19 protein-coding genes are annotated in these 20,425 nt (G+C 61.2%); 9 read left to right on the top strand and 10 right to left on the bottom strand.

The genetic code is table 11. The features are described from left to right. Both bioF and WA943_RS09785 read right to left on the bottom strand, forming a co-directional pair. Nucleotides 1-1,170 (bottom strand): 8-amino-7-oxononanoate synthase, encoded by a 1,170-nt coding sequence (bioF, locus tag WA943_RS09790; RefSeq protein WP_424469690.1) that lies wholly within the window; start codon nucleotides 1,168-1,170, stop codon nucleotides 1-3. Further along, entirely contained in the window at nucleotides 1,167-2,147 is a 981-nt protein-coding gene (locus tag WA943_RS09785; protein WP_424469689.1) for an NADPH:quinone oxidoreductase family protein, read from the bottom strand. The genes bioF and WA943_RS09785 overlap by 4 nt, the downstream gene beginning before the upstream one ends. A gap of 127 nt (nucleotides 2,148-2,274) precedes the next feature. On the opposite strand from WA943_RS09785, the gene bioB reads away from it, so the two are divergent. Then, nucleotides 2,275-3,315 (top strand): biotin synthase BioB, encoded by a 1,041-nt coding sequence (bioB, locus tag WA943_RS09780; RefSeq protein ID WP_424469688.1) that lies wholly within the window; start codon nucleotides 2,275-2,277, stop codon nucleotides 3,313-3,315. Between the two features lie 3 nt (nucleotides 3,316-3,318). Here bioB and WA943_RS09775 read toward each other — a convergent pair whose 3' ends face one another. Continuing rightward, complete coding sequence (locus WA943_RS09775) at nucleotides 3,319-3,663, bottom strand: GIY-YIG nuclease family protein (RefSeq protein ID WP_424469687.1); 345 nt, start codon at nucleotides 3,661-3,663, stop codon at nucleotides 3,319-3,321. Between the two features lie 3 nt (nucleotides 3,664-3,666). After that, nucleotides 3,667-4,254 carry a hypothetical protein gene (locus WA943_RS09770; RefSeq protein ID WP_424469686.1) on the bottom strand — a complete coding sequence of 196 codons (588 nt, stop codon included), beginning with the start codon at nucleotides 4,252-4,254 and terminating at the stop codon, nucleotides 3,667-3,669. 258 nt (nucleotides 4,255-4,512) lie between these two features. Between WA943_RS09770 and WA943_RS09765 the strand changes: the two genes are divergently transcribed. The 5 genes from WA943_RS09765 (at nucleotide 4,513) to WA943_RS09745 (ending at nucleotide 9,827) form a co-directional block, all read left to right on the top strand. Beyond that, nucleotides 4,513-5,814: an adenosylmethionine--8-amino-7-oxononanoate transaminase gene (locus WA943_RS09765; protein WP_424469685.1), complete on the top strand. Its 1,302-nt coding sequence runs from the start codon at nucleotides 4,513-4,515 to the stop codon at nucleotides 5,812-5,814. Between the two features lie 185 nt (nucleotides 5,815-5,999). Next, a complete protein-coding gene (locus WA943_RS09760) occupies nucleotides 6,000-6,755 on the top strand; it encodes an AAA family ATPase (protein ID WP_424469684.1) in 756 nt (251 codons plus the stop codon). Between the two features lie 15 nt (nucleotides 6,756-6,770). After that, on the top strand, nucleotides 6,771-7,757 hold the full coding sequence (locus tag WA943_RS09755) for an SPOR domain-containing protein (protein WP_424469683.1): 987 nt from the start codon (nucleotides 6,771-6,773) through the stop codon (nucleotides 7,755-7,757). A 68-nt stretch (nucleotides 7,758-7,825) separates the two neighbouring features. After that, the gene (locus tag WA943_RS09750) at nucleotides 7,826-8,467 is read left to right on the top strand and encodes an HAD-IA family hydrolase (protein WP_424469682.1); all 642 of its coding nucleotides are present in this window, start codon (nucleotides 7,826-7,828) and stop codon (nucleotides 8,465-8,467) included. Between the two features lie 85 nt (nucleotides 8,468-8,552). Then, nucleotides 8,553-9,827, top strand: coding sequence for a cytochrome P450 (locus WA943_RS09745; protein ID WP_424469681.1), 1,275 nt, complete (start codon nucleotides 8,553-8,555; stop codon nucleotides 9,825-9,827). Between the two features lie 73 nt (nucleotides 9,828-9,900). On the opposite strand, the gene WA943_RS09740 is transcribed toward WA943_RS09745, so the two are convergent. Continuing rightward, complete coding sequence (locus WA943_RS09740; protein WP_424469680.1) at nucleotides 9,901-10,353, bottom strand: TerB family tellurite resistance protein; 453 nt, start codon at nucleotides 10,351-10,353, stop codon at nucleotides 9,901-9,903. A 120-nt stretch (nucleotides 10,354-10,473) separates the two neighbouring features. Beyond that, the gene (locus WA943_RS09735) at nucleotides 10,474-12,828 is read right to left on the bottom strand and encodes an efflux RND transporter permease subunit (RefSeq protein WP_424469679.1); all 2,355 of its coding nucleotides are present in this window, start codon (nucleotides 12,826-12,828) and stop codon (nucleotides 10,474-10,476) included. A gap of 549 nt (nucleotides 12,829-13,377) precedes the next feature. Between WA943_RS09735 and WA943_RS09730 the strand changes: the two genes are divergently transcribed. The 3 genes from WA943_RS09730 to WA943_RS09720 all read left to right on the top strand — a co-directional run bounded on the left by WA943_RS09730 (nucleotide 13,378) and on the right by WA943_RS09720 (nucleotide 16,087). Further along, nucleotides 13,378-14,511 carry a ferritin-like domain-containing protein gene (locus tag WA943_RS09730; protein WP_424469678.1) on the top strand — a complete coding sequence of 378 codons (1,134 nt, stop codon included), beginning with the start codon at nucleotides 13,378-13,380 and terminating at the stop codon, nucleotides 14,509-14,511. 136 nt (nucleotides 14,512-14,647) lie between these two features. Beyond that, a complete protein-coding gene (locus WA943_RS09725; RefSeq protein WP_424469677.1) occupies nucleotides 14,648-15,571 on the top strand; it encodes a phosphotransferase family protein in 924 nt (307 codons plus the stop codon). A 42-nt stretch (nucleotides 15,572-15,613) separates the two neighbouring features. After that, the gene (locus WA943_RS09720; RefSeq protein WP_424469676.1) at nucleotides 15,614-16,087 is read left to right on the top strand and encodes an MmcB family DNA repair protein; all 474 of its coding nucleotides are present in this window, start codon (nucleotides 15,614-15,616) and stop codon (nucleotides 16,085-16,087) included. A 119-nt stretch (nucleotides 16,088-16,206) separates the two neighbouring features. Here the strand turns inward: WA943_RS09720 and WA943_RS09715 are convergent, their stop codons facing one another. The 4 genes from WA943_RS09715 to WA943_RS09700 all read right to left on the bottom strand — a co-directional run bounded on the left by WA943_RS09715 (nucleotide 16,207) and on the right by WA943_RS09700 (nucleotide 20,137). Further along, nucleotides 16,207-16,773: an ActR/PrrA/RegA family redox response regulator transcription factor gene (locus tag WA943_RS09715; protein WP_424469675.1), complete on the bottom strand. Its 567-nt coding sequence runs from the start codon at nucleotides 16,771-16,773 to the stop codon at nucleotides 16,207-16,209. A 112-nt stretch (nucleotides 16,774-16,885) separates the two neighbouring features. Continuing rightward, on the bottom strand, nucleotides 16,886-18,283 hold the full coding sequence (locus WA943_RS09710; RefSeq protein ID WP_424469674.1) for an ActS/PrrB/RegB family redox-sensitive histidine kinase: 1,398 nt from the start codon (nucleotides 18,281-18,283) through the stop codon (nucleotides 16,886-16,888). A 101-nt stretch (nucleotides 18,284-18,384) separates the two neighbouring features. Further along, nucleotides 18,385-19,473, bottom strand: coding sequence for an MBL fold metallo-hydrolase (locus WA943_RS09705; protein ID WP_424469673.1), 1,089 nt, complete (start codon nucleotides 19,471-19,473; stop codon nucleotides 18,385-18,387). A 61-nt stretch (nucleotides 19,474-19,534) separates the two neighbouring features. Further along, the gene (locus WA943_RS09700; RefSeq protein ID WP_424469672.1) at nucleotides 19,535-20,137 is read right to left on the bottom strand and encodes an ankyrin repeat domain-containing protein; all 603 of its coding nucleotides are present in this window, start codon (nucleotides 20,135-20,137) and stop codon (nucleotides 19,535-19,537) included. Between the last annotated feature and the right edge of the window lie 288 nt (nucleotides 20,138-20,425).

The raw sequence follows: 20,425 nt of genomic DNA, 5'->3' as shown, positions 1-20,425 counted from the left end.
TTACTCGGCGGCCTCACGCGGAAGAATGCGCTCGCGCACGAGGTTTGCGAGACGCGTAATGTCCTCGTCCTTGTGCTCGGCGGTAAAGGTGAAACGCAAACGTGCGGTTCCAGCCGGCACGGTCGGCGGGCGGATGCCGGTGACGAGGAAGCCTTCCGCCTCGAGCAATGCGGATGCGCGCAATGTCGCCTCCGCCTCACCGATGATGAGCGGCACGATGGGGCTTGCGGCTGCGGGCAGGTTCAGCGCACGGGTGAAGAGGTTCGCCTTCTTCACGGGCAGCGTTGCGTAGTCGGGATTTTCCTCGATCACATCGAGTGCGGCAATTGCGGCGGCGACGGAGGCGGGCGGCAGGCCGGTCGAATAGATCAGCGTGCGCGCACGCGTGCGGATGAAATCGACAACGGGTTTCGATGCGCAGAGATAGCCGCCATAAGAGCCGATGGCTTTCGACAGAGTGCCCATCTGCAAGGGCACATCGGCCTTCACGCCGGTGACGAAACTCGATCCCCTTCCCTCACCCATCACGCCGATGCCATGCGCATCATCCGTCATCAGCCAGGCATCGTATTTCTTCGCAAGCGCGGCCAATTCCATGACGGGCGCGAGATCGCCGTCCATGCTGAAGACGCCGTCGGTGAGGATGAGGCAATGCCTGGCCTTGGCGCGATGAGTGGCCAACAGGCTTTCAAGATGGGTGAGGTCGTTGTGGCGGAAGATATGCGCATCCGCGTCTGAAAGCTTCGTGCCCGTCAGCAGGCAGGAATGAGACAGCTCATCGGCAAGGATCAGATCGCCCGGCCCGGCAAGCGAGGGGACGATGCCGAGATTTGCCAGATAGCCGGAGCCGAAGACGACGCAGTCCTCAGCCTGCTTCAGCTTCGCAAGGCGCGTTTCAAGTTCAGTAAAGAGCGGATGATTGCCGGTGACGAGGCGCGAAGCGCCCGAGCTTGTGCCATAGCGCGCCGTCGCCGCAATCGCCGCCGCGACCACGCGCGGGTGATGCGAGAGGTTGAGATAGTCGTTGCAGCAAAAGGAAATCAACTCGCGACCGTTGCGACGCACCTCGACCGCGCTATAGCGATCTGTCTCCACGAGGCGGCGGCGCAGAGCGCGGGTTTCAAGGTCTGCGAGTTTCGCGCCCGCGAATTGATCGAGCGAGCTGCTCATGCGTTGACCCGGATCACGGGCTTGCCGACCATGTTGCGGTCGAGCAGGCGTTGCAGCACCGCGCCCGCTTCAGCCAGCGGGAAGCTTGCGGCAGGTTCGGGATGGATTTTGCCATCGACCACCCATTGCGTGAGCTTTGTCAGCAGTGGGCCGTTCGCTCTGGGATTGGCGCGGATCTCGCCGCCCCAATCGACGCCGACGAGGGAAGCACGCTTCAGCAATGCAAGGTTCAGCGGCAGTTTCGGGATCTCGCCATTGGCAAAGCCGACGACGAGATGACGGCCGCCCGGCGCGAGGCAGCGGAAGGCTGTTTCGGAATAGGCGCCGCCGACCGGATCGTAAACCACGTTGACGCCGCGCTTCTCGGTGAGCGCATCGAGCGCCTTGCGCCATTCCGGCAGCGAATAGTCGAGAACCATATCCGCGCCATGGGCTTTTGCCGCCGCGCGCTTGTCTTCGGATGACGCCGCCGCGATGACGCGCGCGCCCATGGCCTTGGCCACATCGATCGCCGCCATGCCGACGCCGCCCGCCGCGCCGAGCACCAGCACGGTTTCGCCCGCTTTCAGCGCGCCGCAATTTTCCAGCCCGTAAAGGGCCGTGCAATAGGAGACGAGGAAACCGGCGGCGGCTTCGGCGCTCATGCCGTCGGGGATCGACGTGCAGATTGCAGCCGGGATCGCCAGTTTTTCGGCCAGCGCACCGCGATTTGAGAGCGCCATGACGCGACTGCCGATCAGATCGCCCGGAACGCCCTCGCCGACCGCCTCGATGGTGCCCGCGATCTCGTTGCCGGGAATGAAAGGCAGGGGCATCTTCACCTGATAGGTGCCGCGCACGAAAAGCGCATCTACATAGCCCAGACCCGCCGCCTCGACCGCCACCAGCACTTCACCGGGGCCGGGCACGGGCTCGTCCAAAGTCTCGACATTGAGCCCCGACGGCTCCCCGTAATTGACGCAGCGTACCGCCCGCATTGACACAACTTTCAGTAAGGATTGAGCTTTCGGGCCGACCCTAGCGCGCCTTGCATTGCGGGGAAAGCCGCCTATGCTTCGGCGAATTCCTGTTTCAACCCCATGCATTCAGGGGAAATCCGCGTCCATGACCATCCAGACACGCATCGAAGAAGCGGCCTCGCAGGCAAACCCCCGCGTGACCGCCAGGACGAATCCCGATGAGGTTCGCCACGACTGGACGCGGGAAGAATTGCAGGCGCTTTACGATCTGCCGTTCAACGATCTTCTGTTCGAGGCGCAGCTCGTTCATCGCCGCTGGTTCGACGCCAATCAGGTGCAGAAGTCGACGCTGCTTTCGATCAAGACAGGCGGCTGCCCGGAAGATTGCGGCTACTGCTCGCAAAGCTCGAAATTCGACACGGGCCTCAAGGCGACGAAGCTGATGGAAGTTCAGCGCGTGCTTGAAGAAGCCAAAAAGGCGAAGGAAGCCGGAGCCTCGCGCTATTGCATGGGCGCTGCCTGGCGCTCGCCCAAAGATCGCGACATGGATGCCGTCTGCGCGATGATCGAAGGCGTGCGCGCCATGGGCATGGAAACCTGCATGACGCTCGGCATGCTCTCGGTCGAGCAGACGCTGCGCCTGAAGGATGCGGGCCTCGACTATTACAACCACAATATCGACACGTCGGAAGATTATTACAAAGAGATCGTCACGACGCGGACCTTTGCCGACCGGCTGGAAACGCTGGAGCGCGTGCGCGAAGCGGGCATCAATGTCTGCTCGGGCGGCATTGTCGGTATGGGCGAGGAAAAATCCGACCGCATCGGCATGCTGATGGCGCTGGCCAATCTGCCGGAGCATCCGCAAAGCGTGCCGATCAACCAGCTCATGCAGGTTGAAGGCACGACGCTCGGACACTCGAAGCAGATCGACGCCATCGACTTCGTGCGCACCATTGCGGTGGCGCGTATCTCTATGCCGAAATCGGTCGTGCGGCTTTCCGCCGGACGCGAGAACATGTCGGACGAGACACAGGCGCTCTGCTTCCTTGCCGGCGCGAATTCGATCTTCATCGGCGAGAAGCTGCTGACGACGAAGAACCCGGAAGCCGACAAGGATGCGCAGCTTTTTGCCAAGCTCGGCCTTGAGCCGATGCCCGCGCACACCTGCCCTTCGGCGAAGTAGGCTTTAGCCGACTGCAAGGCCCGCGCCGAGTTCCGTGCGCCAATGCGCGATGCGTTCTTTCAGGAGCGCGTCGAGGAGATATGGCGTCAGGTCTTCATTCTCGATCTGCTCGACGACCTCATAGGCAAATGATGCTTCGCCGTGCGCATTCCATACGGCTTGCAATGCCTTGTTAGGATGCGTGCCGAGACGCAGCGTGAACCAGATGCCGTTTTGCTGAGAATCGAGATTGCGGCTCGGCGCGATCCAGATATCGCCCGTCGCCGTGCAACGGATTGCATAGACGCCCGGCGATGCTTTTCGCTCTTTGTAGTTGCGCGCGATCTGGCGCTTTCTGTCCTTATCCATTCTTCAAACCCGTTTCAGCGCACGGCGCGCTTCGAGCGGCGGCACGATGCGGGCCAGTTTCTGATTCAGCCGATAATGCGCCTGACGATCGAGCGGCCTTGCCCAATCGCATCCGATCAATGCCCAATCAGGGTCGCGCACATCAATGCCGAGACTCTTCAGAAGCCCCGCTTCGCAGACGACGAACTGATTGCGATAGGGGAAGAGAAAGCGATCCTTGCGCGTGAGTGCGGCATGGGCCTCTTCATAAGTCACGAACCAAGCATTGAGATAGAAGCTCGTCTTGGGCGGAAAGAGCCGCGTCGTGTCGAAGGCGGGCATTTCCAGATGGGCTTCCGCCGTCAGATGCTGCCAGTCGCGAAAGCCCATTTCGCGCGCGATGACGGCAAGCGCGTGCTTGCGCTGCACGCGCGCCTTGTCCGCGAGCAGCTCGCCGGCATTGCCATCGGGCCAAAGGCTTGCGAGGCGATGCGCAGCCGCATAGGCACGCCGCTTGTCGGTGCTGGCGAAATCTCGCAGCAGTTTGCTCGCGCGAATTTTATATTCGTCGAGCGCCGATATGTCTTTTGGGGATATTGGCTCCGTTCGCACGGATTCCTCCTCTTGTCTGACTGTCGTCGGTCCGAAGCAACGGCAAACAATGTGAAGGCGATGCGAACTGAAAGGCGTCGTCTCGTTGGTCAGGCGAAGGTGAGATCCTCTTTCTCGGACGGCGGCGCCCTTCGCGGCACCGGGCGCATCTTAGAACCGGCGCAGAGGGCTTGCCAAGCCGCCGCCTGTTGCAGACTTGCCATGACGGCGCAAAATCCGGCTATATGCCTTTCCGCTTGATACAGGGGCGCAATGCACATGTCTTTCCCTCCTCCCAATCCGCTCGTGAACAATCCGCCAGATTGGCTTGCGGAGGGCGCGAAGCATCTCTGGCTCCCCTATACGCAGATGCAGACGGTGCCGATGTCGCTGCCGGTCGTCAAAACCGACGGCGTGCGCCTCACGCTTGCCGATGGGCGCGAATTGATCGACGGCACCTCGTCCTGGTGGACGGCGGCGCATGGATATAATCATCCCCATATTCGCGAGGCCGTGACGGCGCAGCTTCAGAAAATGCCGCATGTGATGCTTGGCGGGCTTGCGCATGAACCGGCGCTGACGCTCGCGACGCGGCTTGCGAAACTTCTGCCCGGCGATCTCCAGCACACCTTCTTTTCAGAATCGGGCTCGGTCTCGGTCGAGATCGCGATGAAGATCGCTGTCCAGTATTGGATCAATAAGGGCGTCAAGGGACGCACGCGTTTCATTTCGTTCCGCGGCGGCTATCACGGCGACACGCTGGCGGCCATGTCCGTCTGCGATCCCGACGAGGGAATGCACTCGCTCTTCAAGGGTGCGATTGCCGAACAGCTCATCACCGATCTGCCGACCACGCCTGAACGCGAACGGGCCTTCGATGATTTCCTCGCCCAGCATAAGGGCAAGGTTGCCGCCGTGATGACCGAGCCGCTGGTGCAGGGCGCGGGCGGCATGATCTTTCACGATGCAGAGACGCTGCGGCGTCTGCGCGCTGCCTGCGACCGGCATGATGTGTTGCTGATCCTCGACGAAATCTTCGTCGGCTTCGGGCGCACCGGCGCCATGTTCGCCAGCGATGCCGCAGGCATTGTCCCCGACATTCTGACGCTGTCGAAAGCGCTGACCGGCGGCACCATGGCGCTGGCGGCCACCGTCGCACGAGCGCATGTCTTCGAGGCGTTTCTGAGTGATAGCGGCTCCAGCGCGCTGATGCATGGGCCGACCTATACGGGTAATCCGCTTGCCTGCGCGGCGGCAAATGCCTCTCTCGATCTGTTCGAGCGCGAGCCGCGGCTTGCGCAGGTCGCCCATATCGAGGCGCAATTGAAACGCGAACTTGAGCCTGCGCGCGGCATTCCCGGCGTCGTTGACGTGCGCGTCAAGGGCGCGATCGGCGTCATCGAATTCGGCGTCATGCCCGATATCAACGTGATGAAGCGCCGCTTCGTCGAGGAGGGCGTCTTCATCAGGCCCTTCGGGCGCATCGTCTATACGACGCCGCCGCTTGTGATCGAGGAAACCGACCTTACGCAGCTTACCGCCGCGATGCTCAAGGTCACGGCAGAGCTATCGCCTGCATAAAAGTGGACTGTGACTCGCACGACACTGATACTCGCGAGAGTTATCCACATGCATACCAGATGTTGAGCCAAATTGGGTCACGCACTAATGTGCCCACTGGTTCCGGGGGGAGCTGATTCGCGCTCCATCAAACGTCACGTCTGTTGAGTGAGTGTTGCGGACCATCGAGGCGTCGGGCGCGCTTCATGGTCCGGATCTTGCGTCGTCGCCTGCATACCCGCCAGAAGGCGGGCATCAAAGAGCACGGGGAAGCCGAGAGCATGCACGTCATAGCGTTCGCATCACAAAAGGGCGGGTCGGGGAAAACGACGCTTGCCGGCCACATCGCGGTCGAGGCCGAGCGGCAGGAAGCCTGGCCGGTCGCATTGGTCGATACCGACCCACAGGGCAGTCTGTCGCAATGGTGGAACGCACGCGAAGCCGAGCGCCCCTTTTTCGTCAAGGCGTCGATTGAAGGGCTCGCAAAGGATCTGGCGCGGCTGAAAGACGGCGGCGTCCGCCTTGTCATCATCGACACGCCGCCCGCGATCACCGACACGATCGGCCATGTCATCGGCCTGTCCGACCTTGTCGTCATTCCGACAAGGCCCTCGCCGCATGACCTGCGGGCCGCTGGCGCAACCGTCCGGCTTTGCGAGGCCGTCGGCAAGCCGCTCGTTTTCGCGGTCAACGGAGCATCGCCGCGCGCCCGCATCACCACGGAAGCGGTGATTGCGCTGTCCCATCACGGCCCGGTGGCGCCCTCCATCGTTCACCAGCGAATCGATTTCGCGTCGAGCATGATCGATGGACGAACCGTCATGGAGATTGCGTCCCAGACGAAATCACCCGACGAAATCAGCGAATTATGGGCTTTTCTGAGCGATCGGCTCATGGGGCGCGAGACATCGCCTTTCGTGTCGGGTAGTTTCGCCAACGCTACCCTAAGAGGGGCCGCCTAGCCGGAATTGAGTCTGATGTCCAAGAAGCCTGCCTCGTTGACCAGTGATCTGCTTGCGCGCAAGGGCGAGGCCGAGCCCTCGACTATTGACCCTACCGCGCGCATGACGCTGTCAGCGGGGCCGGGTTTTTCCTCCTATGGCGATGACGGCCATGGTGAGGGCGGCCACGGCGAAGGCGAGCGCGGCGAAGAAGGACAAGGCGAAAGCTCGCGTCCGATACCGCCCGAGCCCGAGATCATCTATACGGCGGAAGAAAACAGCGGCGGTGGCGGCAGTACGCGCCTCATCATCGGCGCTGTGCTCGGCCTCATCGTGGTCGGCGGCATTTTCCTTTCCATGTCGGGTAAATCTGAGCGCGGCGTCGCGCCGGTTTCGCCCGATATCGTGGCTCAGGCCCCGGCCGAAGCCCCAGTGACCACACCTGCCGAGCCGAGTACGTCAGCGCCGGACACATCGGCCATGGTTCCGCCGGCGGTCGATGAAGACATAACGGAAGCCCCGACATCGCAAGACGCCAACGTGCCGTCCTTGCCGCTGGCTGGGCCTGCACCTGCGGATCACGCATCGGTCGACCACGCTCCGACGGACCTTCGCCCCGGCGCTGAAACCGCGCAATTGCCCCAGGCGGCTGCGCCTGTTGAGCCCGCTGCTCCCGCGGTCGAGGTTCCGGCTGCCCCCGTCGAGGCGGCAAAGCCGGTGCAGTCGGCAGCCCCGGCGCAAAAACCGGCAGCAGCGGTGAAGGCCTCGTCCAAGGGCGCTTATGTAGTTCAGCTTCTCGCATTGAAAGACGAAGCCGCCGCCCGCGCGTCATGGGCGCAGCTCACCAAGCGTCATTCGAGCGTTCTCGCGGGCCATGCGCTCGACATCGAGAAGGCCGATCTCGGCGCAAAGGGCACCTGGTATCGCGTCCGGGCCGCTGGCTTCACGACCAAGGCCGCCGCCGCAAGCGCCTGCACGAAGCTCAAGGCTGCAGGCCAGGACTGTATGGCGAAGAAGCGCTGAGGCTTTCAGCATCGGTTTTCCCGGTGTAGGTTCCGCGCCAACAGACATTGGCAGGCGGAGCAGCATTCATGATCGAGGCAGTTATCTGGGATTTCGGCGGCGTTCTCACGTCGAGCCCGTTCGAGGCCTTTGCGCGGTACGAAACCGAACGCGGATTGCCGAAGGATTTCATTCGCGGCATCAACGCGACCAATCCCAACACCAATGCCTGGGCGCTTTTTGAACGCTCCGAATGCACGCTTGATGAGTTCGACGAACTCTTCGCGCGCGAAGCGCTCGCCAAGGGCCATGATGTGCGCGGCCGCGCCATTGTCGAACTTCTGTCGGGCGACATTCGCCCGGCCATGGTCGAGGCGCTGAAGCGCTGCAAGGCACGCTTCAAGGTCGGCTGCATCACAAACAACGTCTCGGCGGGCGAAGGCGCCGGCATGGCGCGCGGTCATGACAAGGCGGCTGCCGTCGCCGAAGTGATGAGCCTTTTCGACCATGTGATCGAAAGCTCGAAGATCGGCATGCGCAAGCCCGATCCGCGCATCTATCAGCTCGCCTGCGAAACGCTCGGCGTTTCTCCTTCGGCTTGCGTCTATCTCGACGATCTCGGCATCAACCTCAAACCGGCAGCACAGCTCGGCATGAAGACCATCAAGGTCGTCGAACCGGCAAAGGCGCTGGCGGAACTTGAAGCTGCCGTAGGGTTTCCTGTCGGCTAGACCTCTTTGCCGTCATTGCGGCCGCTTGAGTGCCGTGCCCGCAAGGGCCTATCCTCCCCTCAAAGAAAAATGAGGGAGAGAAGTCATGCTGCGGCCAAAGACCGAGAAACTTGAGCTCGACGGGGCACCGGACCTGAAAGATCCAGACCTCTATATGCGCAACGAGCATCACGACGTGTTCACGAAGCTGCGCCAGAGCGATCCCGTCTACTGGAACCCGGAAGCCGATGCCGCGGGTTTCTGGGCAATCACGCGCTATGACGACATCGAGGCGATCTCGAAAAATCCTAAACTCTTTTCCTCCGCCAAGCAGAAGGGCGGCCATCGGATTTTCAACGAGAACGAGATCGACGAGAACCAGACCGAAGCCAGCATGATCTCCCTCGATCCGCCGGAGCACGCCGCCTATCGGCGCATGGTGACGCCGGGCTTCGTGCCGAAACGCATTACGGGCATGGAGGATCGCATTCGCGCCCGCGTGACGCGGCTTCTCGACCGACTTGCGGAGCGGGGAAAAGACGGCACGGAGGTCGAGTTTGTGGATGCCGTTGCGGCGGCGCTACCGATCGAAGTGCTCGCCGAGCTTTTCGGCGTGCCCGAAAGCGACGGACCGAAACTTTTCGAATGGTCGAACGCAACCGTCGGTGAAGACGATCCCGAGCTGCGCGTCTCGGACGACTATATGCGCAAATGCGTCATGGAAATGGCAGGCTATGCGGCGGGGCTCTGGCAGCAACGTCTGGCGCAACCGGGCGACGATCTGATTTCCATGCTTGCCCATTCCAATATTCCCAATGCGGACGGCAAGCCCGAGCCGATGAGCTTTCCCGCCTATATCGGCACCTTCATCCTGCTGGTCGTCGCCGGAAACGAGACGACACGCAATTCGATTTCTGGTGGCCTGCTTGCGCTGTCGGAAAACCCCGAACAGCGCGTGAAGCTTCTCAACGATCCATCGCTCATGCCGAGCGCCGTGCAGGAGATCATACGCTGGGTGAGCCCCGTGCTTCATATGCGTCGCACGGCGACGGAAGACACGGAAATACGCGGCCAGAAAATCGCCAAAGGCGACAAGGTCGTCATGTGGTATGCGTCGGCCAATCGCGACGAGGAGAAATGGGCCGATCCGTTTACGTTCGACGTCGCGCGCTATGCACACCCCAATGTGCCCACGCAACTTGGCTTCGGCGTCGGCCAGCATTTCTGCCTCGGCTCGCGGCTCGCGGAGTTGCAGCTCTCGATCCTGTTTGAAGAGTTGTTCAAGCGCTTTCCCGACATTCATGTGTCGGGTCCGGTGCGGCGCCTGCGCTCGAACTTCATCGCGGGGATCAAGGAAATGCCTGTGCGGCTCAACGCCTGATATCCGGCCCCATTGAAAACAAAAGCCCGCGCCAGAACATCGGCGCGGGCTTTGTCATTTCAGGCCAGTAACGTCAACGCGTGGCTTCAACGGCCTTGCGTGCAGCCTCGGACGCCGTCGCATCGAGGCCGATTTCCTTTGCCAGCCTTTCGATCATCGCCGCTTCGACACGGTGCAAGTGACCGTCGGCGAGCGCCACTTCCCAAAGCATGCGGACGACATCCTTGCGCTCGTCCATGGTGAAGCTCTCGGCGATCGTGCGCGTGAAGATGGACTCGCCATAGGGCAGACGCTGACGCTGCTCGGCAAGAGCCACCAGCGTCTGAGCTTCCTCGGCAGAGAGATGGAAATTTTCACCGACGATGCGGACAATCGCCGCGCGCTCATTGCCTGCAAAATCCTGATCGCGGCGCGCCGCCTCGACCATCAGGGCCGCCGCCGCCAACCGCTTCACGTCCGGCGATACGGGCGCCGCAGGTTTCGGCGCCGATTTCCTCTTCAGCGCATCGATGATCTTTTCCAGCATATCCTTGGCTCCCGATATGGAACCACCCGGCCTCCGAGCGGCTCACCTACTCGTTGCACACACAGTCTAGCGCGGCGGAAGAGGTCTGTCTTTTCCGCCGCGCAGGTCCGTTCATCGTCTTCAGTGAGCAATCAGGCTCTTGCGGTGCTTCACCGGCGCGCGACGCGGAAACAGCATGTCGAGCACAACGGCAAGGGCCGGAAGAACGGTGATCGCCATAATCATGTTGATCATGAACATGAAGGTCAGAAGCAGTCCCATATCGGCCTGGAACTTCAGGGCCGAGAAGGCCCAGGTCGAGACGCCGATGGCGAGCGTGATGGCGGTGAAGACCGTCGCCATGCCCGTTTCAAGAAGCGCGAGCTTGAAGCACTCGGTGATATTGCGCCCCTCGGCCAGATGGAACTGGATGCGGTTGTAGATATAGAAGGCGTAGTCGACGCCGATACCCACCGCCAGCACCATGACAGGAAGCGTCGCCACGGTGAGGCCGATCTGCAGCACCTCCATGAACCAGTAGCCAAGGAAGGTTGCAAAGGTCAGCGGCAGACAGCAGGCAATGACCGCGCGCCAGTCGCGATAAGTGAGCGTGACGAGCGCGATGATGACGACATAGACCCAGAGCATCATCGGCAATTCAGAGGTCGATATTTCCTCGTTGACCGCTGCCTGAACGCCCATGTTGCCGGATGCCAGACGGATATTGACGTTCTTCATCGGAAACTCGGTGCGGAACCTCTTCACCGCCTCGATCACCGGCTTGATCGTCGTCGCCTTGGCGTCGGTGAGGAATATCTGCACCGGCAGGATCGAGCAGGACTGGTTCATCAGCGCGGCACGCCCCGGCACGGTCGCGACGGCTTGCGCCAGCGCATCCTTGTTGCGCGGAATGTCCTGCCATTTCAGATTGCCTTCGTTCCAGCCGGCGGCGGATGCCTTGACCGCGAAGGGGAGCGAAACGACAAGGCTGACGCCCGGCACGTTCTCCATGTACCAGGAGAACTGGTTCAGATATTTGAGCGTCGGATAATCGACGCAGGCATCGGGCGGCGTTTCGACCACGACCGTCAGCTGATTGAGGCCGAGAGCGAACTTCGAGGCGATGTCGCGCGAGTCGACATTGTAGCGCGCATCTTCGCGAAGCTCCGGCGTGCCCGCATGAAGCGCGCCGACGTGCCGGTTGCGGCTTTCGTAAACCGCGATGCCGAAGAGGACGAAGGAAACGCAGAGCACGACGACCGAGGTGCGAGGATTGGCGACGTTGCCAAGCCAGCGCATGATTTTCAGGCGGAACTCACGCGCTTTTGCGACGCGGGCGGCAAAGCCATCGTCGAATTTGAAGTAGCTGACGACGAGCGGCAGCATGATGAGGTTGGTGACGATCTTGAGCGCCACACCGATGGATGCGGTGATGGCAAGTTCGCGGATCATGTCCACCGGGATCAGATAAAGCGTACCGAAGCCGACAAGCGCCGTCGTCAGCGCCATGGTGCCCGGAATGAGCAGGCCGGAAAAGGCCGTACGCGCAGCCTCGTCGGTGGATTTTCCTTCGCTCAGCTCCGCCGTTATGAGGTTGATCTGCTGCACGCCGTGACTGACGCCGATGGCAAAGACGAGGAACGGCACCAACACCGCCAGTGGATCGAGACCGTAGCCCAGCAGATTGAGCAGCGCGAATTGCCAGACGACCGATGTGAGCGATGCAAAGAGCGTTGCAAAGGTGAGCGCTATCGAGCGCGCATAGAGATAGACGGAAAGCGCGGTCAGAACAAAAGCGGCAAAGAAGAAGACGAGCACGCCGTTTGCGCCATCGGCAATATCACCGATCGATTTCGCAAAACCGATGATGCGCACCGTGAACTTGTCGTTTTCGTATTTCTGACGGATCTGTTTTTCAAGCTTCGCGGCAAGATCGAAATAGTCGAGCTTCTGGCCGGTCGAGGGATCGAAATCCTGCAACTCCGCCGAGACCATCGCCGCCGTGAAATCGTTCGAGACGAGACGGCCGACGAAGCCGCCGCGAATGACGTTGCTCTCGATCTTGGTGAGCGCCTGCGGCGTCATCGTGTCGGCGGTCACCTTGCCGGAAATCACGTCTTCGGCGCTGATGCCGTCTTCGGTGATTTCGATGTAGCGCGTGTTCGGCGTCCAGAGCGAGGTCACGGTCGGTCGTGAAATGCCGGGGAGGAAGAAGACCTCGTCGGTGAGTTCCTTATAGGTCTTGAAAAAATCCTTGTTCCAGATCGTGCCCGATTTCGGCTCGATGACAACGATGATCCGGTTCGATCCGAATAGCTGGTCGCGATATTGCTGGAAGGTTTTTATGTACTCATGGCCGATGGGCAACTGCTTGTCGAAGCCGGCGGTCATATGAAGGTGGAAGGCGAAATACAAAGCAAAGACGGTGACGACAGCCAGTGCCGCAAGAATGATCGAGCGGGCACCGAATACCAAGTTCTCAAGGACCTTAATCATGGATACCTATCTCCCTCGCCGCGCTCCGGTTGACGGAGGCGGTACCGTTACGATTTCCAGTTCACTCTCGCCAGCAGTTCACCCGCACATTGTTCCGTGTACGGGAAATCTGCCGGCATAATTCTGCCGGATCGTCTCGGAGGATTCTGACAGGCATAGGCCGCAACGCTCCGCACACGGAGATCACGGGACACATGTAATCCGTCAGGATTACCCCTCCCCTTTTCAATGCCGCCCTCTTTTGCTTGCCCACAGTCCCCACTGCCTGCAAACGGGGCGATCATTTCCCTCTTCCTTTCTCGGATACCACAAATCAGGCCGACCTGTAACGGCCCCTGAGAAAATTCAACCACTTACAATTGTGAAACTAACGCCTCGTTTGCCAACAGGAACGAATCCGGTCCAAAAATGACGCTAACGTCACTTTCGGCTTGACCCTGTGCAAAGATTGCCTATGTTTTTGTAAGTAACGTAATAACTGCGAGCTGCGCCTTGAGCGTCGGCCGCGATTTATCGAAGCGCCAGATTTGAACCGGGAGACGAAGTCACATGACTGAAGTGCGACAGATTACCAAAGATTACGCCTATGACGCTGTCGCGCCGGAAGACTTTCCCGCGATGATGGAAGTCGACCGTTACAATGCGCGCTCGACGGCCTTCGACAAGATCATTTCGGCGACCCATGACCATTTCTGGGATCCGCTCGACAAGAAGTACATCGACTATGCCGAGCCCTTCGACATCGAGAACGAATTCATCCTGCCGGAAGAGTTCATCATCGAGCTGCGCCTGCCGAGCTTCGAAAAGCTGACGCACAAGCAGCGTGTACGCTTTGCCAATGAAAGCGCACGCTGGATGCTTTCCTCGATCCTGCATGGCGAACAGGGCGCGCTCGCGCTTTCGGCCTCGCTTTGCCACATTCTCCGCGATCCGGGTGCGCAGGAATATGCCGCCAACCAGGCACGCGAAGAAGCCCGCCACGTCACCGGCTTTGCGAAGTACATCGAAGCGCGTTGGGGCAAGCCCCTTCCCGTCGGCAAGACGCTGGGCGACCTGCTCACCGACCTCGTCGGCGCGCGCGAAGTCTACAAGAAGATCGTCGGCATGCAGATGCTGGTCGAAGGCCTCGCAATGGGCGCTTTCGCGACGTTCTACGCCAATTCGCGCGACCCGCTGATGGTCAAGCTGATGCAGCTCGTGATGACGGACGAAGCCTTCCATCACAAGTTCGGCAAGATCTGGGCCGACCGCACGATCCCCAAGCTCAGCGAAGAAGAGCAGAACGTCATTGAAGACTGGGCCGCGTCCTGCTTCCAGACGCTTCTCTTCAACCTCGTGAACCCTGAGCAGAAGCAGATTCTCTACAAGGAATTCGGCATCGACTGGCAGACGGTCACCAACGAGATGATCGAAGCTGTCAGCGACGACAAGCGCCGTGAAGACATGAAGGAAGCCACGAACATCTTCCGTGTGCTCATCAAGACGCTGCTCAAGGCCGGCATCATCACCGACCGCACCAAGGCCTTCTACTCGACCTATGTCGACATGGAAGAGCTGAAGAACGAAGGCGACCGCATGGTCGGCGACGACATTGCCGAGGAAGGCATTCGTTACCTCCAGAAGATCAATTTCGGCGCCAATGTGGATGCACTGAAGAACATCAGCGTTTCCGCTGCCGAGTAAGTTGTAGCGTCCCTCATCTACCTCGATCCCTTAAAGGGCGGCCTCGATCGGGCCGCCCTTTTTTCATCCGCGGCGCGGCCTTGCGCATCGCAAAACCGCTTACAGTTTTTCGGATCGCACTCTAGTCTCGGCGCCCATGTTCGATTTGCCCACGCTTCACGCCCTCTACAAGGAAACCGCCCCCCATACGGAAGCGCTTGCGCCGCCGCCATGGGCGCTTGCGGGCGAAGGCCTGTGGGGCAGCGTCTTCGATCTTGGCGACGGCACGATGCTGAAGGTCGTGCGGCGACATGGCGGGCTTGGCTCCGGCGAAGCGCTGCATCACCGCGAGGCAAGCGCGCTCGCCTTTCTCGGCGGGCTCGCGACGGATTATGTCCGCGTGCCGCGCCTGATTGCGTCGGGCGCATTCACCAACAGCTATATCGGCTCGGCACCGCCGCTGGCGGGCTGGCTACGGATCGAACGGATTGCGGGCAAGCGTCTCACGACGGATGGCGTGCTCACCATGAATGCGCGCGAGCGCGATCTTCTGGGCGAGCGCATCGGCGCGGCGGTTGCCGATTTCGGCGTCGAGGCGAGCGCGCGTGCGACAGCGGCGGAGAGCAAGCTTGCCGATACGGTTACACGCAGTCTGATGCTTTCGCGCGCGCAACTCAGCACCGCCGAACTTCACCGCGCGGCGGACGCGATTTCGCTCGGCTGGGAAAATCTCCGCGCGAGCGGGCCGCTCGTATTTGTGCATGGCGATCTCAACCCCGGCAATCTCATCGATGCAGGGCCGCGCGAGCCGCTTGGCTTCGTCGATTTCGCCGAAGCGGGATGGAGCCTTGCCGAAGCGGAGTTCCGGCATTTCGAACCACTTGGGGCTTTGCGCGACTCAACCTTTCGCGGGGTGACGGCAAGGCGGGGACGCGGACCCGATATGCGCGCCTATTATCTCGCAGCCGCCGCCGACGCGCTGATGACAATTGCCATTCAGGGCAATGCGGGCCATCCGCGCGACGCGATGCGGCGCATGGGGCTATTGCGCCATTGCCTCGCTGAAGCCGGGCTCGACTGAGGCGCGCTTGCCCCGCGCCATCGCCAATTATAGCCTCGCATCATGAGCGCCGAAGACGAGATCGAAGACAGTTTCCGTCTATTCGACGGACGGCAATCGGCGACGGCCGCCGCCGTGCAGCGCGGCTGCGCGCGCCTGCTCGCCCAGATGAACTTTGCTGCAGTGACGGAACTGACGCTCGCCACAGGCCGCCGCGCCGACATGATCGCGCTCGGCCCGAAGGGTGAGATCGTCATCATCGAAATCAAGTCGAGCGTGACGGACTATCTCACCGACGCAAAGTGGGAAGACTATCTCGAATTCTGCGACAGATTTTTTTTCGCAGTCCCGCCCGAATTTCCGCGCGAGCTTCTGCCGCTCGATGTCGGCTTCATCGTTGCCGACAAATATGGCGCCGAGATTTTGCGCGAGGGCGCGCATGACGCGACCTTGCCGCCCGCACGGCGCAAGGCGCTGACGCTGCTTTTTGCGCGCGTGGCGGCGCGCCGGGTGTTCAGGTTTCTGGACCCGGAGTAGTTCGGACCTCGTGCTCGTCTCAACGTTATCCATCCTGTCATCCCAAGACTTGTTCCCGGGATGACATGGAGTTTGTGGAAGTTCTTGCGCCAGACCTTGCCGGGTCGCAATGACGGATTTTACTTCGGCGCGCGTTTGGCGAGGATGCGCTGCAAGGTGCGGCGATGCATGTTGAGACGGCGGGCGGTTTCCGAAACGTTGCGGTCGCAAAGCTCATAGACGCGCTGAATATGCTCCCAACGCACGCGGTCCGCCGACATGGGGTTCTCGGGCGGATTGGCCTTGTCACCTTCCTTAGCAAGAAGAGCCGCCTCGATCGCGTCGGCGTCGGACGGCTTTGCCAGATAATCGACAGCGCCGAGCTTCACCGCGGCAACGGCGGTCGCGATATTTCCGTAACCCGTCAGCACGACGATGCGCGCTTCCGGCCGCGCATCCTGCACCGCGGCGACGACATCGAGGCCGTTGCCGTCTTCGAGCCGAAGATCGACGACAGCAAAGCCCGGCTTTTTCGCACGGGCCTGTTCCTTGCCCTCTTTCACGGTACTCGCAACCGTCACGTCAAAGCCGCGCGTTTCCATGGCGCGGGCAAGCCGCGTCAGGAAAGGGACGTCGTCATCGACGAGCAGGAGTGTCCGGTCTTCAGGGATAAAGGGTGTCGCGCCGTCGTCTATTTTTTCGGTCATTTTCTGCACGTTGCCGCCTTTCACGTCCCGGTCCGCTCCGGCTCCGGGACATATTATTGAATTCTAAGACCTTTCGCCCGGCAAGACCAACTAAGGGAATATCCTTGGTTTGTCAGGCTTTCAATGGGAATGGCGACTCCGCCTCTATGGCCTCGCGCGGCCAGACCACGGTGACGAGAGCGCCCGCCTTGCCGTCATCCCTGTTCGCGATCTCGACCCGCGCCCTGGTGCGCTCGAGCAGCGTCTTGGCGATAAAAAAACCCAGTCCCATGCCTTCATGTTCGCCATCGGGCTCAAGCGAGCGCCCGGCGCGCGGCCGCGTCGTCACGTAAGGCTCGCCAAGCTTTTCGATCACTTCGGGGGCAAAACCCGGACCGTCATCCAGAATGGAAATGGCGATCTTGCGGCTGTCATAGACAACGGTCAGCGACACCTCGGCGCGCGCAAAATCGGCGGCATTTTCGATGAAGTTGCCCAGCCCATAAAGAATCTCGGGGCGACGCCAGATTTCAGGCTCGCTGACATCCTCCTCGGCGGCGACGACGGAGACGCGGAAGCGCACGTCGAGATCGCGATGCGGGTTCACCACCTCATCGAGCAGCACATGGAGGGGAAGGCGTGAATAGAGCGCGTCCTCGCCCTTGGGTTCGCGCGACAGGCGACCGAGGATTTCCTTGCAGCGTTCGGCCTGGCTCGCGAGAAGGCTAAGGTCGTCCTTCATCTCCTGATCGTTCAAACCGCCGCGTTGGAGCTCCTTGGCCACAAGCGCGATGGTGCCGAGCGGTGTGCCAAGCTCATGCGCGGCAGCGGCGGCGAGACCGTCGAGCGCGGAGAGACGCTGAGCACGCGCCAGCACAAACTGTGTCGCCGACAGCGCCGCCGACATGCGCTTCGATTCCTGCGAGATGCGCCATGCATAGGCCGCCATGAAAGCGAGCCCCAGACAAATCGCCGCCCAGTGACCGATGAGATAGAGATCAGGCACATTGAAAGTCTCGCCGGGCTGCCAGGGCAGCGGCATGTGGAAGAGAGCGAGCAGAGTGACATAGATGAATGAGAGCACCAGCAGCGCGATGGTGCTGCGCAACGACAGCGTCGTCGCCGAGATCGTCACCGGCGCCATGAAGAGAAGCGCGAAGGGGTTTTGCAATCCGCCCGTCAGAAACAGAAGCACTGCGAGCTGCGCAAGATCAATGGCGAAATAGACCGCCGCCTGCCAGTCGGGAAGGCGCACGGTCGTGCGGTAGCGCAGGGTGAGAAAAATATTGAGCCCGGCGGACGCCGCTATCGTTCCAAGGCAAAGGCCGAGCGGCAGCGGAAAGCCCAGGGCCAGATTGACGAGAAGCACAGCGACAAGCTGGCCGGCAATTGCGAGCCAGCGCAGCAGCACCAGCGTCTGAAGGCGCACACGCCCGGATTCGACCGTGCCCAGCCGCACTTCATGACTGGAGAGAAGCCGACGCCTTACCCAGCGCATGCCTCCCTGATCTTCGTCCTCGATGACCGCCATGACCTTCACCCCGCCGGATACTGGCACCCCGCCAGAAACTGGCTGCAAGTGTAGCGCGGCGAAGGCGCAAGCTCACCTAAGCAAACTTACCGATTGCGAACTTATTGGTTCGAGGGCCAGCCGCGCAGCGGCCGGGTTTCGCCGATGGCCATGATCCAGACATCGTCTTCGGCAAAGCCCTGATCGGCGCCTGCCTGGCGGAAGCGCACCGGCGGCTCGAATGGCGGCTCGACGGTCAGAAGCACCGTGCCCCAATGCATGCCGACGACGCGACGCGCCTTGAGGTCGAGCGCCATCTGCACCGCCTCTTCCGGATTTGCATGGCTCGCCTTCATCATCTTGCGCGGCTCGTAGGCACCGATGCCGAGCAAAGCCGTGTCGAAGGGGCCATATTGCTCGCCAAGCTCCTTGAAGACGGGGCCATAGCCGGAATCGCCACCGAAGAAGAGACTGTGATCCTTGCTCTGCAGCTTGAAGCCTGCCCAGAGCGTGCGGTTGGTATCGAAGCCAGAACGGCGCGACCAGTGGACAACGGGGAGCGCCGTGACGCTGACGCCCTTTATGTTGTGGCTCTCATGCCAGTCGAGTTCGACGACATTGGGAAATCCGCGCTCGCGAAAAAACTCACCGAGCTTCAGGGGCACAACCACCGTCATGTGCGCCTTGTTCGGCAGGCGCGCCAAAGCGCGCTCGTCCAGATGATCGTAATGATTATGGCTGACGACAAGGAGATCGACGCGCGGCAGAGCCGATACAGGCACACCGCATTTGACGAAACGCTTCGGGCCCAAACCCGCCGGGCCCGCATAGCTCGTCAGATAGGGGTCGGTGAGGACCGTCAATCCGTTGATGCGCATCAGAAAGGCGGCGTGACCGAGCCAGGTCAGAAAGTCGCCCTGGGCCTCCTGATGTTCATTCAGGAGACGTACCGCATGATCACGCGGCAGCACATGCCCGGCCGGAATCTCGACCTTGCGTGCGCCGCGTTTCAACATTTCAAGAAAGAAGGGCCCCGCATGTTTCATGCGCCCGAGGCTGCGTATCGGGCTGCCCATGGGATTGCGAAAGGTGCCGTCCGGCATGTGGTGCCAGGGCTTCCCGCCATCTACTGGAATTTCGGTCCCGGCACTTCGCTTGCGCCTGAGAATGCGGGCGGGCCTGCTGCGAGCCGGTTTTTCGGTGATGTCCATCACTTTTCAACATAGGGTGACGAGATCGCAACGGAAAGGGGCGGTGAGCAATTTGCTCCGCCTAGCCCCCGTCTCCGCCTCTCTCCGCACGACGCAACATGGCGGCGATATCGTCATAATTATGCTCAAGAGCGAGATCGAGGGCCGTGCGCCCGGTGACATCCGTATCCTCGAAATCGACCTTATGTTCCAGCAACAGCTTCACGACGGCCGCGCGACGGGCGCGGACGGCGATGAAAAGCGCCGTGTCGCCGTTCTGCGCCACGAGATTGGGATCGGCACCGGCGTCGAGCAGAACGGACACGATGGTCGTGCGGCCCGCCTGCGCCGCGACAGCAAGCGCGGTGCGGCCGTCGCGGGCCTTGCGATTGGGATTTGCACCGCGCTTGAGCAGATATTTCACCGCTTCCAGATGGCCATAATCGGTGGCGACGATAATTGCGGGCACAAAGTCTATGCCGCCATCATCCGGCGGAATGCCGCGCATCAGAGCATCGCGAATGCCCGCAACGTCGCCATCGCGCGCCGCCACGATCAGATCATTGTCGGGCAGTTTCATATCCTGGCCCGGCGGCGTATCGACGGCACTGGCTGACTGCATGCCGAGAGCGAGAGCGCCCGAGCAAATGGCCACGGTCAGAACGAGGCGGAATATACGTGTCATTTGGTCGCTCATCGCTTTTTCAATCTCCTTGTAGTGTATTTTAACCCTCCGGGAGATCAAATCCGTCGGACCGGGAGCATTCGAGCGCTCTATAGGCCGCCGCGGCCTCCATGTTCAAACTGAAAAGACCGTAAAGCCCATGACACGCAACCGCCTTCTGATCCTCATCGCGGCTCTCGCCGTTGCCATTATCGCCGCCTTGTGGCTCTGGCGTCAGGGCGACGGTCTGGTCAGAGAGGGCAAATCCGGCGTTGCAGGTCAGGTGCAATCAAGTGGACAGGCGCTTAT

Source organism: Parvibaculum sp., from assembly GCF_049651025.1.
Lineage (GTDB): Bacteria > Pseudomonadota > Alphaproteobacteria > Parvibaculales > Parvibaculaceae > Parvibaculum.
This window is presented reverse-complemented; position numbering and strand designations above follow the sequence as displayed.

What these genes read in the sequence shown, in the direction of transcription:
- WA943_RS09755 (WP_424469683.1), top strand. Translation starts at nt 6,771, where the DNA reads ATGTCCAAGAAGCCTGCCTCGTTGACCAGTGATCTGCTTGCGCGCAAG.
- WA943_RS09730 (WP_424469678.1), top strand. Translation starts at nt 13,378, where the DNA reads ATGACTGAAGTGCGACAGATTACCAAAGATTACGCCTATGACGCTGTC.
- WA943_RS09710 (WP_424469674.1), bottom strand. Translation starts at nt 18,283, where the DNA reads ATGGCGGTCATCGAGGACGAAGATCAGGGAGGCATGCGCTGGGTAAGG.
- WA943_RS09725 (WP_424469677.1), top strand. Translation starts at nt 14,648, where the DNA reads ATGTTCGATTTGCCCACGCTTCACGCCCTCTACAAGGAAACCGCCCCC.
- bioF (WP_424469690.1), bottom strand. Translation starts at nt 1,170, where the DNA reads ATGAGCAGCTCGCTCGATCAATTCGCGGGCGCGAAACTCGCAGACCTT.
- WA943_RS09765 (WP_424469685.1), top strand. Translation starts at nt 4,513, where the DNA reads ATGTCTTTCCCTCCTCCCAATCCGCTCGTGAACAATCCGCCAGATTGG.
- WA943_RS09740 (WP_424469680.1), bottom strand. Translation starts at nt 10,353, where the DNA reads ATGCTGGAAAAGATCATCGATGCGCTGAAGAGGAAATCGGCGCCGAAA.
- WA943_RS09760 (WP_424469684.1), top strand. Translation starts at nt 6,000, where the DNA reads ATGGTCCGGATCTTGCGTCGTCGCCTGCATACCCGCCAGAAGGCGGGC.
- bioB (WP_424469688.1), top strand. Translation starts at nt 2,275, where the DNA reads ATGACCATCCAGACACGCATCGAAGAAGCGGCCTCGCAGGCAAACCCC.
- WA943_RS09700 (WP_424469672.1), bottom strand. Translation starts at nt 20,137, where the DNA reads ATGACACGTATATTCCGCCTCGTTCTGACCGTGGCCATTTGCTCGGGC.
- WA943_RS09715 (WP_424469675.1), bottom strand. Translation starts at nt 16,773, where the DNA reads ATGACCGAAAAAATAGACGACGGCGCGACACCCTTTATCCCTGAAGAC.
- WA943_RS09775 (WP_424469687.1), bottom strand. Translation starts at nt 3,663, where the DNA reads ATGGATAAGGACAGAAAGCGCCAGATCGCGCGCAACTACAAAGAGCGA.
- WA943_RS09705 (WP_424469673.1), bottom strand. Translation starts at nt 19,473, where the DNA reads ATGGACATCACCGAAAAACCGGCTCGCAGCAGGCCCGCCCGCATTCTC.
- WA943_RS09750 (WP_424469682.1), top strand. Translation starts at nt 7,826, where the DNA reads ATGATCGAGGCAGTTATCTGGGATTTCGGCGGCGTTCTCACGTCGAGC.
- WA943_RS09745 (WP_424469681.1), top strand. Translation starts at nt 8,553, where the DNA reads ATGCTGCGGCCAAAGACCGAGAAACTTGAGCTCGACGGGGCACCGGAC.
- WA943_RS09720 (WP_424469676.1), top strand. Translation starts at nt 15,614, where the DNA reads ATGAGCGCCGAAGACGAGATCGAAGACAGTTTCCGTCTATTCGACGGA.
- WA943_RS09785 (WP_424469689.1), bottom strand. Translation starts at nt 2,147, where the DNA reads ATGCGGGCGGTACGCTGCGTCAATTACGGGGAGCCGTCGGGGCTCAAT.
- WA943_RS09735 (WP_424469679.1), bottom strand. Translation starts at nt 12,828, where the DNA reads ATGATTAAGGTCCTTGAGAACTTGGTATTCGGTGCCCGCTCGATCATT.